Here is a 14,294-nt window from a genome sequence, read left to right as displayed (position 1 = left end):
GTCAGCCTCCCCGCGCGCTGGCCTGATACCACCGGCTTGCGACGCTCGTGGCGCTGCCGAGCAGCGACGTGCCGGCAGCAAGCCAAGGGCTGATGCTGCCCGCGCCGTTGCGCGCGGCCGTTGCCCGGTCGTTGTACTGGCGGGCCTGCTGGCGATAGCCCCACGCCTCGCGCGCGGCGTTGTCACGCAGCTGGGCCGCATCCACCAAGGTCAGGTAGTCGGTGTCGTTCAGAATGTTCTGCGCTGACCCTACGGACAGGTCGACACCATTTGCCGCGAAAGCAGCGCGTTGTGAGCCCTTGACCTGCGCCCCCTTCAATAGCGCCTGATTGGCCGCGATTTCACCTCTGGCCAGAGCGTCATCAGCCTGCCAGCCGGCAATGGTTGCATTGTTTTCTGCAACCTGCGCTTCGGCCTGCAGCGCCGCCTGCTGGTTCTTCGCCTGCGTGTAGGCGCTCGTGGCGGACATCCCCGCCCCAAATGCCGAAGTGAGGAGGCCGCCGGAGAGGCCAGAACCGCCGGTCGTGCCAGTAGAGGTTTCAATTCCCATGTCGTTTCACCATCGTGTAGCCGGCCAGTCGGTAGCCCATCGCCTCGTAGGCTTCTACGGTGCGCTCGGCGTGAATCTCGGTACTGACACCCAATGCCATGTCGGCGATACCTTCCGCCTTGGCCCACGCTTCCAGCGCGCGCACCAGCCGCATGAAGGTCGTGCCGCGGCGGTGCTCCGGCTTCACGTACAGCGTGAGGTCGGTCAGGAATCGCTCATCGCTAAACCAGCGCTCGACGATCAGCCCAACGGTCATGCCGACGATTTCGCCTTCGCGCTCGGCGACGAACACGCACCCCCCTGGCGCGAGCACCGAACCCTTGAGGTGTTCGAACAGCGCCCGCAGCTTGGCCGGCTTGAACGCCATGCCCTGGTAGCGCGGGCTCTCGTCGTGCAGGGCCTGCCCCATAGCAATGAGCTTTTCGAGGTCGTCAACAGTGGCGGGGCGGATGATCATGATCCCGTCGTCACGTCCAGGGTGAGCCCCAATAGCGTCAGCGACACGGGGTCGCTTTGCTCAATGCACCATGTGCCATCGCTCTGCCATTGAGGGTCGATGGTCAGCGGCACTTCGCCTGTCACCAGCTCCGGCGGAGAGCCATACGGCTCTGACGAGCGCGTAGGAAACTGGCGCAGCTTATCGAAGCTTGGTCCGGCCTTGAACCCGCTTGAGTAGTAAACCCGGAGATAGGCCTTGTTGATGTTCTTGACGGTGCCTTGCCCCAAGGCCTGCATCGTCGAGATGGAGAGCGGCAGCCCCTGCAGCCGCGAGACATAGGGCAGCCCAACCTGCACCTTGCTCGCAGGTGCATCCAATTTCACAGAGCCATTGACAACAACCTGAGGCGGCGAAACTCCGCCGTCCGCCAAGATGGATACCGTCTTCCCCTCAAGGTGGTAGAGGCCTCCCACTGCGGACACCTCCGGGCCGACATACGAAAGCCCCGAGTCCACAAAGAACTGATCGGCCGGCGTGTCGAATCGGCGCGTGTGCTTGCGTTCTACGTAGCGCTTGGTGATGCCCAGAATCTGCCGGCGCACGACGGCGTAGACCACATCCTCATCGCCTTCAGCCACGACGCACACAGACTCGAATGCGCCGTCTGTCGTGTGCTGGTGCCAGGCCTTGATCTCCTGCTGAGGAACGTAGGTCATGCCCAGCAAGACACCATCGCTTCGCACCGACCAGAGGGATGGTATTGGCGAGCGCGTGAACGCCATCTGAACCACCGTGTAGTAGTCGAACAGGTGGTGAGCAATGATCGAGACGTTGCTCGTCTGGTAGCCCTGCTGCTGCCAGCTGAACTCCAATTCGCGAATCGCGCCGCCGCGGTCCTGAGCGAACAGGATGGTTCGGTCGGTGACGACAGGCTGGACATTCGACGCGCCGCTATACCCCTGGGGCTTCACGCTCACACTCGACGGCGTGAGAGCGCCAGTGTCCGACGAAGAGGCCTGCCACTCGCCACCCGAGGTCAGCAGGATGAGTTCCCCCATTGGGACCATGTGGCGGACGGTATTCGCCTCGCGTGCCACCAGGCGGAAGATCACGCTGTCGTCGTCGCGCGAAGGCTCGCTGTAGCCGATGTTCTTTTCGGTTCCCGAGCGCGTCATCCATACGGTCTGTGGCGCGTTCAGCGTGCCACCGAATGCACGGCGCTGCTGGTGATAGGTGACTGCTTGGGGGTAGTTCCCGGCCCCAAGGAATGGGTTCACCTGAATCGGAGGCGTTGTTCTGGCGTCTGGCGCAATGTTTCGGTCCACGAACGTGCAGTCAGAACCCGCCCGTCCAATGAAGCCGTAGATGCCGTTGAGCGAGCGATAGACGTTGTAGTTCGTCACTCCGGGCACGGCCGGCCACTGAATCGTGTTGAAGTTGCCCGCAACATTCAGGTCGTTGCTCACGGTCACGGTGCCCGAGGCGATCGATTCCTCGCTGTCGTCCGCTGCCACGGACGTGACACGGTAGCTGTATGAGATGGCACCGCCACCGGTGGGCGTCACGGACACGCCAGTGCTCGCCGGCGCAACGGCCGTGGCGGTCACAGTCGTGGTCGGCCCTGGAGCCGAGAACTGCGGAACCGATGGATTGGGGACAACGCTGGAATCGTCGATGAACGACGGACTGGAAATCGAGATCCCAATGAAAGTCCATGTGCCGCTGAGCAGCTTGTAGACGTAGTAGCCAATCGCACCCGAAACGCTGGTCCAGCCGATGGCGTTGAATCGGCCGGGGATCGTTAGATCGTTGCTGCACGAAGCTCCTGCAGAGGGCAGCCCGGGCGCCGACTGCATGATGGGGACAACCCTGTAGGTGTGCGTGATCGCCGAAGGGATGGCGCCGTTGGACTGTGGCGGCGAAAGAGAGCTTGCGAACTGGATATTGACCAGCTGCCAGTTCGTGGCGGCTAGGCGGCGCAGCTCCATCGGAAGATAGAGGGGGCTAACCAGCGTGAGGACATCGGCCGACTGGACGTAGTGCAAGGTGCCCAGGTCAGCGCTGTCATACGGCGTCGCGATTTCATATACGCGAGAAACGCTGCCAGTGCCCTCTGTCAGAGGCATGCCCACCGTGCTGATGGCATTCCCGAAGAGGTCGACCAGGGTAAATTTGTTGGCCGCAGGAACAGAGGAAATCTTCGCCCATCGACCTGTCAGCAGAGGCATTCCGCCTGCAAACCCGATCTGTATCCAATCCCCTACGGCGTAGTTATGCGCGCTGATCGTTGTGAAAACGGGGTTCGCCTCGTTCGTCACGTTATTCAGTGTGACCGGAAGCTCCATAAGGGTCCCACCGAACCCATGAAAGCGCACGTACTTGTGGCCAAACTCCAGAACGAACGTCTGCTGTGTCGAGTAGCTGAATGGCAGGAGCACCACCGGCCGGCTGCTGTCCTTGGCTTCCAGCACGTACCCGAAGCCGGACCGATTCTGCGCCGGCCCTTGAGGAAGAGTCTCCATGTTGAGCGCAAGCGCCACGCCTGTCTGGAACTTGTCCAGGTCAAGACGCGCATACAGCAGCGGGGAGATTTCCCCCGCCGCAAACGACCTTGAAAGGGTCTTGTTGCTCATGCGCCGCGCACCCATCCATACTGGTCAACGCACGAGCCACCATGCACACCACCCCTGGCGAGCTCGGTGCTCGACAGCCGGGTCCGGTAGCTGCTTCGCTGTCCAGAATTCGAATCCTGCGTCTTGGCGTTTGCCAGCTCAACGAGGAAGATCTTCAGCTGAGCCTGCGCCACCTGCATGCCGGTTGCGCCCTTCAATATGGGCCCAGCCAATTTCGACGCCAAAAGCCTGGCCAAGGCAGAAGTAAATCCGGGCGTGAACTTCGTCGGGTCCTCCACCAAGCGGACATACCTCAGCGTAGCCGCCTCGACATTGGTGTAGATGACCCCATTCCCGTCCTGATCGCTCTCAACAATGAAGTCCTCTCCATGCTTGTCATCAAGCGCGTCCGGCAACAGGATGGCGAGGGCGCGCAGGTACTTCGCCGGCAGTGCATACGCGAACGCCCATTCAGAGGGCGCCCCACTCGCGATCACGTTGAGCGAGACGCGGACCACGGCGAAGGACCATGGATGCATCTCGAGCAGTTCGTTGCGCGCCATGGGGTAAAAGCGCCCACAGTGGGCTGCCTGGGCGGTCCCATCTGGAGGCTTGATCGACGTGACCTCTGCTTCGTCGCCAAGGTACGAAAGCGCCAGGTTGGAGATGTCGACTTCGGAGGCCATGGCTTAGAGCTGAAAGCCTTGGATCGACACAGACTGGAACGAGCTGCCGGCACCAAACGCCCCAGCGCTGATCTGGATGGCGGTATTCACAGCACTCGCCGGCAGAGGGGGATTGAAGTTGACGACCACAGGAATCGCGGCGGTCGAGGCGCCAGCGGGGATGTTGATGAAGATCGATTGCGATCCGCCCAACACGCCAGACAGCGTGCCGCCGCCGAAATTGCCGGCCGTTGCCCCGGTCCCGCTGATCTGGAACGAGGTCACGTAGGTTGTTTTTCCTACAGCCGCGGGCAACGTCGCCGTCGAGGTTGCATTCGATGTCTGCGTGCTTGCCGCAACCGGCACGGCGCCAGCGGGGTATCCGGCAGCGCCAGCAGCGCCCGCAGCGGGCGACGTCACCTCAGCCCACGTGCCGTCGCCCATGTCGCGGAAGCGGCGGATCGCACCGGTGTCGTCTTGCGAGGGAACGAGTTTGTCGGCCATGTCTATCTCCAGTTGGAAAAATGGGCGCCGTAGCGCCCATCTCTTTATCTACGAGCGCGGCCGGCTCAGGCTTCGCTCGACTCTTCTTCGGGAGCGGGCGCACCTTCGACGGCCTCAATCCACGACGTAGCCTTCTCGGGATAGGTGCTGAGGTCGAGCGTGTTCTCGAACACTTCGCCCTCCTCGCGCATCTGGCCGTAGTAGCCGCGAGCACGGGCGCGCACCATGCGCGCGTACTTGCGTTCGCCTATGACCTTGGGCTGCTTCGGCACTGCGTTGCCGGGAACGGGCGCTTGAGGCTGCTTTGCCATGGCTGCTTCTCCTTACTGAACGGTGAAGCCCGAGGCACCGTACTGCTGGGCCTGGACATCCTTGGTGAGGTAGGCGCTGGCGGTGCCACCAGTGGTGGTTGCGCCGGCGATGCGGTAGACGACGCGCAGATAGCGGCGCAGGCCGACCGGGAGGCGGACCTTGATGAGTTCCGCATTGGCGACGCCGGTCGTGGTGGTGAAGGCCTTGCCGGCCAGAACATCGGCGAAGGACGAGTTGTCCGCCGAGTCTTGCAGCACGACCTGCACAGTGCCAGCACCGCCGGAAGTCAGCGCAGCCACCAGCTTCGCGAAAAGCCACACGGGCTCGCCTGCGCCCGAATCAGCCGCGGCGCCGGTGTCGTAGACGTTCGTCGAGACGATGTCGCCGACAGCAGCGGCAACCGTCTGGGCCGCCGAGAATTGCTCTTGGGTATCGAGGATCATGGTGTTCTCCTGGAGTTCGGGGTCAGACCACACGGGCCTCGGTTTCGAGCAGGCGGTCCACGGTGCGAACTGGGACGCCCAGGAACGTGAGCGTTCCGTTGCCGAGCGAGCCGGGGGCGATCGTTCCGTACTGCTGCAGTGCGGGCTGGATCGCCAGCGCGTTCTGCGACTTGTCCAGCGCGGCGATGGAGAGGAACTCCTTGACCGTGCGGTTCGCGTAGAACACGGGCCGGCCCATTCCCATCATCGGGATGCGGCTCATGGCGCGGACCATGACTTTCACCAGCGCCGTCGCGGCGGTCGGAGCCTGCGTGCCAGTCTGGCCCACGAGGTCGGACACGTCGATGTTTGCGATGCGCACCGCATAGCGCCAGTCCTTGACGTGCAGGCCGCCCTTCCACTGCCAGCGGTCGGCATACGCGCGATAGCGGTTCTGCGTGCCTGCCTCGAAGGCGTCGATCTCGCCGAGATCCTGATGGATCAGGCCGGCCTTCGAGCCCTTCGGAAAGATGCCCGTGATCGTCTGCGGCCCCCACACCACGAGCCACACCGAGGTGTTGTCCGTGCTGGAGCCGCCGGCGTCGACGATGTTCTTGCCGTTGCCAGCCGACAGAAGCGAGTAGCGCGGGGCCAGGCCGGTGAAGCGCTCTTCATTGATCGTCTGGTCGCCGTAGATCAGCGTGTCGCAGAAACCCTGGTTGATGCCCTCGATGTGGGCCTGCGCTTCGGAGAGACGGAAGTCGTTGGTGTTGCCATTGAGGTCGGCCAGATCCTTGTCGACCTCCGAGCGGTCTTCCAGCATCCCGCAGGTGTCGTCGACCTGTGCGCGGGTGGACTTGGTTGCTGGCACGCCGCCATAGAGCTTGCGCCACGTCGCGGTCGGCAGGCCGGTGCGGATGCTTGCTCGATGACCGGTTGGCAGGTTGCCCTCGATGAAGGGCATGTCGAGCAGAACCTCGTTGGTCTGCGTCAGAAGTTCGGCGACCTTGGCGGTTTTGCCGTCCGGATCGATGGATTTGGCCCAGTCCGTCAGCGTGACGGCGCCTGCGCGCGAAGGAAGAGTTGCCATGATGTGTGGTCCTTAGTTTTGAGTTCCGTAGAGAACGCTGGCCGTGTCCTTGGCCGCGCTGGATGCGCGCCCACTGACGAAGCTGTCCTGGCTGATTGCTTTCCCCGCCTTGAACATGAAGCGGATCACCTCGGGATGCGAGCCCAGACGCGATTCGTTCAGGAGTGCCTTCAATTCGGGGGTGCCGAAGGCATCGAGCGCTTGCTTGGCGATCGCCACGTTCTCGTCGAACTTCACGCCGCCGTACTCGGGGTCGGCCTTCGCGGCTGCTCGCCACTCGCCGGCCGTCTTGTCGACGTGTGCCTGCAGGGTTTCGGTGAACGCCGAAGCGTTTCCGGCCTGCAGCTTGGCCTGCATGTCCACGAGCTTCTGCGCAGCTTCCTGCGACAGCCCGAGTTCCTTGGCCAGGGTCTTGAACTCGCCCATGACAGGCTCGTCCACCTTGAACGTTTCGGGCAGCTTGAACTCGGCGTACTCCTCGGGCGCGCCCTTGGCCTCGCCGTCCTTCTTCGCCCTTTCCTCGGCCGCGGCCTTCTCGGCATCGGTGAGTTCTGGCTTGTGGGCGTCGTCGGGCTTGGGCTCTTCCGTGGTGAGAACCGTGCTGGCCGCCGGTGCAGGCGCGGGCGCAGGCGCTTCGGCCGGCGCGGGGGCGGCGGCGGGCGCCGATGCCTCTGCGGTCAAGACCGTCTCACTTGCTGCCGGTGCTGCTGCTGCGTCGCTCATGTTTGCTCGCTTCCTTCTGCATTTCGGTGAAGCGGGCCGGGCAGTGCTGCATGATCTGGCTCATCAGCTTCAGGGCCATGGCCCTGCGACCCTCGTTGAATGCCGACTGGTCGAAGGACCCCGGCACATAGGTCTGCTGGTAGACGCCGTTCTCACTCAGGCGACGCCACATGAAGCGGCGTCCGCGCGGATCGCTCATCAGCCAGAGCAGTTCGTCGACTTCGTTGCGTTCGTCGAGCGCTTGGGCCTTCGCCTTTGCCTCTCGCTCCGCCGATAGGTCTTGTCCCACTGCTGACATGGCGGCGAATGTAGAAGTGGGGATGCTTACCGCGTACCCCTTGAGCCGTTCCCGTCTTGCCCCTTCCGTTCTTTCCGACGCCCAGGGGTTTGCGCATGCCAGCCGCGGAATGAGTCCGGGCCACAGCTGGTTAGCGAGATCGAGCTGTTCTCAGGTGGCAAGTCCCGAGTGAAAGGAGTGGGCGTCCCCGAGCTATCCGTACAGGACGTTGGCCGCGTCAGGCCCTTCGCCCTTCAGTTCCATGTCCGTGATCTGCAGCTCGCAGCGAGACTCCTTGTCGCCATCCTGCTGCTGATTCACGCCAGTGGATGTGACCGTCACCTTGGCGTTGAGCGTGAGCACCGTGCCCACCGGTGGCGGCTCGGTGAAGCCCAGGCGCGTAAGCAGTTCGTCGTCGAGGCACAGGCTCGTGCCCCAGCTGTAGGCGGGCGCGTTCTCGGCGCTGGGGCCGGAGGCGTATTCCTTCGCCTCCTCCTTCGACATCTTGGTGGAAATCATGGTGGGCTCCTACTGATTCGAAAACCCTCGGACCACTTGGCCCAGGGCGTTGTCAGGCGTCACTGGCGCCTGCGCCAGCGTCTTCGCCGTCTCGGCCGCCTGCGCGGCCTGTTGCTGCTGCGCCATGGCCTGCTGCGCCTTCGCGCGCGACTCGCGGATGGCCTGCACGTCTTCCTTGCCGCGCGCCATCTCGGGTGAGACACCGAGGTAGCCGGCCGCGTCCTGCACCACCTGGTCGGTGTCGGCGTTGTCCCATACGCTCGGGTCTTGCTTCGCCGCAGCGATGGCGCCGATGGCACCGATCCAGCGGTCCACGCCAGCCATCGCCGTAGAGCGCTGGGCCTGCGCCAGCACGCTGACGAACTCCATCTTGAGCTCGACGCCCTGCAGTTCCTCGGGCGGCTCGGGCAGGATGCCGGCCTCCATGCAGGCGTCGAAAGCGATGTTCACCAGCGGGGTGAGCAGTTCGCCCTGCTGCCGCTCGGTCACGGGGCCGAGCATCATCAGCTTCTCTTCGTGGCGCTCCTGCACCTCGCGCTCGTTGCGAGGCTGAATGCCTGGCATATTGTCCATGCTCAGGAACACGTCGGTGAAGAAGGCCGAGCGGATGAGTTGGCGCACGTCCTGGATGTCGAGCAGCAGGTGCTGCAGGTCGAGCTGCACATCCCACGCCGAGCGCGCCGGCTGGGCTTGGCCGCTCATGGCGTCGTAGTAGGTCACGCCGCCGGGCAGAAAGTCCGAGTCCTGGCCCTTGAGCGAGGTCGGCACCATGATCGGCGGCTGCACCTGGAAGTCGATGCCCTGCAGCTTGCGCTTGTGCTCGTGCTGGAGCTGGAGGATGCCGCCCAAGGCGCGCATGCCAGGGCAGTTCGAGCCGTAGGTGTCGTTGCCCGTCACCTGCCAGCGCGGCGCCAGCACGGGGAAGCGCTTGTAGCCCGACTCGCGGAGAACCTTGTCATCGCTGCCCGAGCTCTCGATGATGATCGATCGCCACGGCATGTTCTTGCTGTCGAGCTTCAATGGGTCACGCTCCAGGCGCGGGTCGATCAGCTGGTACAGCGGAATCCAGATGTCGAGATTGTGCGAATCCCAGGCGTTCTTCACCTGCGTGGAGACGTTCGACCAGTCCCAGGAGCCCGACTTGCGCTCTGCCGATCCTTGCGCCACGAAGCGCTGCACGATCTGCATGACCGTCATCTGGAAATGCCGGCCCAGTGTGTCGATCTCGTTGCGGTCGCTTGCTGCCAGCGAGTATTCGCCGATGGTCAGCGGGTAGAAGTGGATGACGTTCTTGTAGTCGGGCAGCACCACCGCGCAGGCCGTGCCGAACGCGCCAAGCTCCTCGTACATCGAGTGCAGGGAGTTGTAGGTGTTCGACCGCGCGAAGACGTTCAGGATGGTGCGCGTCACGTCGTCGAGCCACTTGGAGACGTTGGCGTTCTCCATCAGCTCTGGGTCATCAGTTTCCAGCCGGACCCACGGGCGCGCGGGGCTGGTCATGCCCGACTGCATGCCGGCGCCCAGCGTGGTGAGCGCGGCCGTCCCGGTGTCGTCGAGGATGTCGTTCTTGCGCTCGCCGCGGTTCACGTCCGTCACGAAGAAGCGGCCCGAACGCGGGATGAGCACGTCGTTGATCTGCTTCCAATGCCCCCACCATGACGACCGCTCAAGCTCCAGCGCCTTGATGCGGCGAAGCACCCGGTCGCGGGTCGAGAGCGTGATTTGCTCGCTCATTGCCCCAGCAGGCTGGAAGTGCCGAGGCTCAGGTTCGCCGGGTTGATACCGTTGGAGCCGGTGAGCAACGTGGAGTTGTTGCCGGAGAGCTGTCCGCTCGCGGACGCGGCGAGCGCGTTCTTCTTGGCCGTCTCCATCGGGTCTTGAACCGCCTGCGGCTTCGGCGGCGCGTCGGCCTGTGTGACAGCTTGAGGCTTCTGCTCGGGCGTCTTGGGCGCGAGGGCCTTGGAGACGACGGCACCGACAACGGCAGTAGCGGCAGCAGTGCCAGCCGCCGAGAGAAGCGCTCCGATGCCAGTTTCGATCCCCATAGTTCAGCCCCCAATGAGCGCCATGGGGCGCCTCAAAGTGAGCGCATTGTGGGAATCGGAAGGGCTACCGCGTACCTTTCAGCGGCGCAGCGGGTCGTACTCTCGCTTCGGCGCCTTGTGGATGCCGGCCGGGCTGACCGGATAGGCGAACGACAACGCCAGCGCATCCGCCTTGCCGGGCGATGGCAGGCCGCGCGCCTTCATGTCCTTCTTCGACTCGAGCTGGATCTTGCCGTCCGATCGGCCCACCGTCTCAGGCCCGATCAGGTCCTGGTAGAGCGCATCGTCCTTGTCATCGATCGAGCCGCCATCCTTCAGCCACTGCTTCATCAGGCCCCAGATCTCGGCGCGCTTGTTCAGGTACGCCGGATTGCTCGACTCGCCGCCGAACCAGACCAGCTGCCAGTTGCGCCCCCAGGATTTGCCCGCGCTGTAGATGCCAGTGCCGTACCCTGCGTCGATGAACACCGCCTGCGCACCCTGCTCATCCTGGTGCTTGGCGAGGATCGCGGCCACCTGCAGGTCGTTGTCGTTCTTCGGAATGGTGGCCAGGATGCGGAAGTACAGGCCCTGGCGCAGCCCGATCTCCAGCATGTCGTCGCCCTCCCATGCCGGATCGCAGGTCAGGATCTTGGGCGCGAACTCGTACTGCTCGGGCCGCAGATGCCGGCCGCGCGCCGCATCGACGTCCTCGGTGCCGATGAACTGCTTGGCGGACATGCTGGGGAACATGCCACGGATGCGGACCTTCACGATATCGCTGTCTTCGCCGTAGGCGTCGACCATCTGCTGCAGCGTCTCCTTGTTTGTGCCCTCCACCGTTCGGCTGTCGATCTGCTTCGTCTTCCAACGGTTGCGGTACTTGCGGAAGCACTCTCGAAAGTAGCCAGTGTTGCGTGTCGGATTCCCATAGACGAGCCAAAGGATTTCCGTGTCCTTGTCGGTCAGCACACCTTCGGCCACCTCCCACACCTTGTTCGCGATGGCTGAGGCCTCGTCCATGATCATGATGATGCGGCTGCCCTGGTTGTGCAGGCCGGCGAATGCCTCGGTGTTGTTCTCGCTCCATGGCGTCGCATCAAGCCGCCAGGACCCGACTGCCTGAGGATCGGCTGACGCCACATGCATCGCCGCAGGCTTCCACCACGGTGCGTTGTAGGCCATGCGAAACCATTTCCCGATCTCTGGCATGGTCTTGGTGCGCAGCTGGCTTTCGGTGTTCGCAGTCACCACGATCCGGGTGTTCGCACAGGTAGACATGCCCCACTGGCAGATCATTCCCACATCAGCAGATTTGCCGATGCCGTGCCCGGATGCTGTTGCCATCAATAGAGGCTTGTACCGCGTCTCCGGGTTGCTCAGGTGCTCGCCGATGTCGCGCAGATCTTGCGCCTGCCAGTCACGCGGCCCTGGGTGCTTCTCCAGCGGGCCGCCCTTCACGCCCCATGGAAACATGGCCTGCACGTACCCCAGGGGGTCGTGCTTGTACTTCAGGACTTCGGCGATGTCGGCGTCGGTCACTGGAGTCCATTTCTGAGTGCGGCCCGGTCGCGCTCGATCTTTTCTAAATGCCTCAGCATCTCTTCTCGCGCCGCCAACGGCATGTCTGGGAACTCTGCAAGCATTGAACGAGTGTGCCGCTCCATCTCTTCACAAGCCTGGAGCGCCGTCGCCACTCTGTTTGGATCGAGGTTCATTACTCCCCCTCTTTGTGGTCCCAGCTCCGCACATCCAAGCCGAAAGACGAGGCCATCTCGCGGATCATCTTTTTCGTCATGGTGATTGACTCCTCCGCCCACGGGGGGAAGTCAGGAGGGATGGTGGTGATTTCCTTGGTCTCTGTGTTCAGCAGATAGCGCGGTGGGAAAACGCAGTACAGATACACCACGTGCGCCGTCAGCGGCTCGATGGCCCGCAGGTAGTCGCGATGACGCCGCCTCAACTCCTCTTGGGACGGCTGAATGCAATCCATCACCAGCTTTCGAAGATCAATCTCTTCCCAATTCGGCACAGACATCACTTCCCCCTCTGCGCACGCATGCGCTCAGCTAGGCCGATCACGGTGGCCTCGACTTCCAACTTGTCCTTGAATGCGCCCACGGTCACATGGCGCCCTATCAGCTCGACCATCTTGGTGCGGTCGAGCAGCTTCACCTTGCGCACCGTGGCGTAGACCGCATTCCCATCCGCATCCTCGCCGTCTCGCTCCTGCACCGTCTCGATGCCGGCCACGAGGCCCGTGCGCCACGGCAGCGGCCACTCGTGAACGGGCTTCAGCGTGCCCGCCTCGGTGTAGAGCTCGGCCAAGTCAGCCGTCGCATCCTGGGCCAGTCGCTTCAGCACCCAATCGGCATCAATCTCCAGTCGGGCGATGCGCTCCTTTTTGGCATGTGAAATAGCAGCAGCCACTCCAACATTCCCCAACAGTCGCGGCCCCTGCTGCTCTGCCGTCTTGGCGCTGTACCCTGCACGGATGGCCGCTTGGGTCGCGTTTAGGTCGATCAGGTACTCGGCGACGAACCGCTCCTGCATGGGTGTCAGTTTCTTCTCAGTCATACGGCCTCCATCGCAGTCCGTGCCACGAAGCAAGCCCGGCGGCGGCCGGTGCAGATCGAGCGCACGGTTTCGCGGGACACTTCGAACTTCTCGGCCAGCCAGAGATAGGAGTGCGCGGGGCGGCCGTCCGGCCCGGTCTCGCGGCGAAGCTCGAGCATCAGCTCCACCTCGTGGTCGGACAGGATCGCGGCCGGGTTGGACTCGCCGATCCGGTTCCCGCTCTCATCGAACTTCAGCAGCCGGCGGCGGCCGATCCGGGCCTGCTGCCGGAGCTTGCCGGATAGGACTACGCTGTTCATGGGGTTCCTCCTTTTGTCGTGGCGTTTAGCAGCTGCAGCGCCTTGTCGAGCATGTCCTGCTCGGTGAAGCCATAGTGCTTCGGGAAGCCCTTCGTGCCGAGTCCATGCACGCCAGTGGCGCCGCGGTGGTGCTCCGGGCAGAGCGGGATCAGGGTCAGCCAGTCCCCCCTCCCCCAGCCCATGCCGGCGCGGCGGTGATGCAACTCCACGCCCGGAGTGCAGACGCCCAGCGCCATCTGGCAGCACATGCAGCCCAGTTCGACGAGCCGGGCCTTGTGCAGCTGCTCAAGTACGCCGCCGGCCGCCCGCTTGGTCTTCGGCACTCCAACTACTTTTTCAGAAAACGGTTGGTTGGCATAGGTGCCGCGGCGCTCCACCGGCGCGTAAAGCGGCTGCGGCTTGCGGATGTAGGGCTTGCGGGCGAAGGTCATGCGATCACCGCCAGCTCAACATCGACAGACCCTGAGCGCCCATGCACAAACACTCGTCGAAGAGAGATCAACTGGAAGCGCTCGTCATCAATGCCCAGACTCAAGGCAATGCCATCAAGGCTGGGCTTGAGAGCAGAAAGCAGATTGTCGAGATCTCGCTTTCGCTTGTTGGGCGCATTGAATGTGATGTCCACGCGGAGTGGATTACTGCACAGCAGGGCAACCGTCCGTGAATCGGTGCGCCCCACAACATCCCTGGATCGCCAGAAGGCGGCTTCTTTCTCCTGTGAACGCAGTTTGCTCGTCACCCCCCAGTGCTGGCCCTTCCAGTTGTTCGGGTTCAGGCGAGTATCCGGCCATGGCAGCGTGATCTTCAAGGCGCGTCACCCCACGACTTCGGCGTCTTGAATCGCACACCATGCTCCGCGCCGAACGCTTCCAGCCATGTGATGAAGGCAGATGCCAGCTTGACCGAGAGCTCGCGCGTCTGGTTGCCGAGCAGCACCACTTCGCCACGCAGGCCACGGCCCATCCTGAGATCACCCAGCTTCGCCCATTCGTCCTTGAGGTCTGGCGTGTTGAGCGTGTCGATACGGAAGGCGCTGAGCAGGATGCGCTTGGCGTCATCCTTGTCCGAGAGTTCACCGCCAAGATGCGCGCCAATCTGGCCAATAAGCCCATGGAACACAGCGCTCTGCGAATCCTTACGAGTCTCCCGGCGGATCGACATCAGCAAGCGGTGGCCGGCCATCGTCTCTGGCTTCACGGTCTCACGGAACTGGGCTTCCCAGACTTGGACGGCCTGGACGGGATTGATGAGGGCGAAAGCGGTCATCGCGGCACCTCCCCG

Annotated in this window: 21 protein-coding genes; all 21 read right to left on the bottom strand. The window is 63.4% G+C overall.

From position 1 onward, the window contains the following. Position 1: 1 nt before the first annotated feature. The 21 genes from EJP67_RS18625 to EJP67_RS18525 all read right to left on the bottom strand — a co-directional run bounded on the left by EJP67_RS18625 (position 2) and on the right by EJP67_RS18525 (position 14,279). Positions 2–550: a virion core protein, T7 gp14 family gene (locus tag EJP67_RS18625; protein WP_126023190.1), complete on the bottom strand. Its 549-nt coding sequence runs from the start codon at positions 548–550 to the stop codon at positions 2–4. After that, positions 540–1,007: a GNAT family N-acetyltransferase gene (locus tag EJP67_RS18620; protein WP_126023189.1), complete on the bottom strand. Its 468-nt coding sequence runs from the start codon at positions 1,005–1,007 to the stop codon at positions 540–542. Before EJP67_RS18620 ends, EJP67_RS18625 begins: the two co-directional genes overlap by 11 nt. Next, on the bottom strand, positions 1,004–3,622 hold the full coding sequence (locus EJP67_RS18615; protein ID WP_126023188.1) for a phage tail protein: 2,619 nt from the start codon (positions 3,620–3,622) through the stop codon (positions 1,004–1,006). The genes EJP67_RS18620 and EJP67_RS18615 overlap by 4 nt, the downstream gene beginning before the upstream one ends. Further along, positions 3,619–4,287 (bottom strand): phage connector family protein, encoded by a 669-nt coding sequence (locus EJP67_RS18610; RefSeq protein ID WP_206169522.1) that lies wholly within the window; start codon positions 4,285–4,287, stop codon positions 3,619–3,621. The genes EJP67_RS18615 and EJP67_RS18610 overlap by 4 nt, the downstream gene beginning before the upstream one ends. A gap of 3 nt (positions 4,288–4,290) precedes the next feature. Then, positions 4,291–4,770, bottom strand: coding sequence for a hypothetical protein (locus EJP67_RS18605; protein ID WP_126023187.1), 480 nt, complete (start codon positions 4,768–4,770; stop codon positions 4,291–4,293). Positions 4,771–4,835: 65 nt separating this feature from the next. Continuing rightward, positions 4,836–5,081 carry a hypothetical protein gene (locus EJP67_RS18600; protein ID WP_126023186.1) on the bottom strand — a complete coding sequence of 82 codons (246 nt, stop codon included), beginning with the start codon at positions 5,079–5,081 and terminating at the stop codon, positions 4,836–4,838. 12 nt (positions 5,082–5,093) lie between these two features. Further along, positions 5,094–5,525 (bottom strand): Bbp16 family capsid cement protein, encoded by a 432-nt coding sequence (locus tag EJP67_RS18595; RefSeq protein WP_126023185.1) that lies wholly within the window; start codon positions 5,523–5,525, stop codon positions 5,094–5,096. A gap of 22 nt (positions 5,526–5,547) precedes the next feature. Further along, positions 5,548–6,594, bottom strand: coding sequence for a major capsid protein (locus EJP67_RS18590; RefSeq protein ID WP_126023184.1), 1,047 nt, complete (start codon positions 6,592–6,594; stop codon positions 5,548–5,550). A 12-nt stretch (positions 6,595–6,606) separates the two neighbouring features. Further along, positions 6,607–7,275 (bottom strand): peptidase, encoded by a 669-nt coding sequence (locus EJP67_RS18585; protein ID WP_126023183.1) that lies wholly within the window; start codon positions 7,273–7,275, stop codon positions 6,607–6,609. A gap of 7 nt (positions 7,276–7,282) precedes the next feature. Then, positions 7,283–7,615, bottom strand: a complete 333-nt coding sequence (locus EJP67_RS33650; RefSeq protein ID WP_165909648.1) for a Bbp19 family protein — start codon at positions 7,613–7,615, stop codon at positions 7,283–7,285. Positions 7,616–7,807: 192 nt separating this feature from the next. Further along, entirely contained in the window at positions 7,808–8,113 is a 306-nt protein-coding gene (gene gp10 / locus EJP67_RS18575; protein WP_126023181.1) for a capsid staple protein, read from the bottom strand. 9 nt (positions 8,114–8,122) lie between these two features. Continuing rightward, a complete protein-coding gene (locus tag EJP67_RS18570; protein ID WP_126023180.1) occupies positions 8,123–9,847 on the bottom strand; it encodes a portal protein in 1,725 nt (574 codons plus the stop codon). Beyond that, positions 9,844–10,158, bottom strand: coding sequence for a hypothetical protein (locus EJP67_RS18565; protein ID WP_126023179.1), 315 nt, complete (start codon positions 10,156–10,158; stop codon positions 9,844–9,846). Before EJP67_RS18565 ends, EJP67_RS18570 begins: the two co-directional genes overlap by 4 nt. 78 nt (positions 10,159–10,236) lie before the next feature. Beyond that, a complete protein-coding gene (locus EJP67_RS18560; protein WP_126023178.1) occupies positions 10,237–11,679 on the bottom strand; it encodes a terminase in 1,443 nt (480 codons plus the stop codon). Beyond that, complete coding sequence (locus EJP67_RS18555; RefSeq protein ID WP_126023177.1) at positions 11,676–11,855, bottom strand: hypothetical protein; 180 nt, start codon at positions 11,853–11,855, stop codon at positions 11,676–11,678. Before EJP67_RS18555 ends, EJP67_RS18560 begins: the two co-directional genes overlap by 4 nt. After that, the gene (locus tag EJP67_RS18550) at positions 11,855–12,175 is read right to left on the bottom strand and encodes a hypothetical protein (RefSeq protein WP_126023176.1); all 321 of its coding nucleotides are present in this window, start codon (positions 12,173–12,175) and stop codon (positions 11,855–11,857) included. The genes EJP67_RS18555 and EJP67_RS18550 overlap by 1 nt, the downstream gene beginning before the upstream one ends. After that, a complete protein-coding gene (locus EJP67_RS18545) occupies positions 12,175–12,714 on the bottom strand; it encodes a terminase small subunit (RefSeq protein ID WP_126023175.1) in 540 nt (179 codons plus the stop codon). The genes EJP67_RS18550 and EJP67_RS18545 overlap by 1 nt, the downstream gene beginning before the upstream one ends. Further along, entirely contained in the window at positions 12,711–13,013 is a 303-nt protein-coding gene (locus EJP67_RS18540; RefSeq protein WP_126023174.1) for a hypothetical protein, read from the bottom strand. The genes EJP67_RS18545 and EJP67_RS18540 overlap by 4 nt, the downstream gene beginning before the upstream one ends. Then, positions 13,010–13,444 carry a Ref family recombination enhancement nuclease gene (locus EJP67_RS18535; RefSeq protein ID WP_126023253.1) on the bottom strand — a complete coding sequence of 145 codons (435 nt, stop codon included), beginning with the start codon at positions 13,442–13,444 and terminating at the stop codon, positions 13,010–13,012. Before EJP67_RS18535 ends, EJP67_RS18540 begins: the two co-directional genes overlap by 4 nt. Next, positions 13,441–13,821 (bottom strand): RusA family crossover junction endodeoxyribonuclease, encoded by a 381-nt coding sequence (locus tag EJP67_RS18530; protein ID WP_126023173.1) that lies wholly within the window; start codon positions 13,819–13,821, stop codon positions 13,441–13,443. Before EJP67_RS18530 ends, EJP67_RS18535 begins: the two co-directional genes overlap by 4 nt. Beyond that, positions 13,818–14,279 (bottom strand): recombination protein NinB, encoded by a 462-nt coding sequence (locus tag EJP67_RS18525; protein ID WP_126023172.1) that lies wholly within the window; start codon positions 14,277–14,279, stop codon positions 13,818–13,820. The genes EJP67_RS18530 and EJP67_RS18525 overlap by 4 nt, the downstream gene beginning before the upstream one ends. Positions 14,280–14,294: the final 15 nt, after the last annotated feature.

Source organism: Variovorax guangxiensis (assembly GCF_003952165.1).
Classification (GTDB): domain Bacteria; phylum Pseudomonadota; class Gammaproteobacteria; order Burkholderiales; family Burkholderiaceae_C; genus Variovorax; species Variovorax guangxiensis.
The sequence above is the reverse complement of the archived record's forward strand: the minus strand, read 5'-3'. Positions and strand labels throughout refer to the sequence as shown.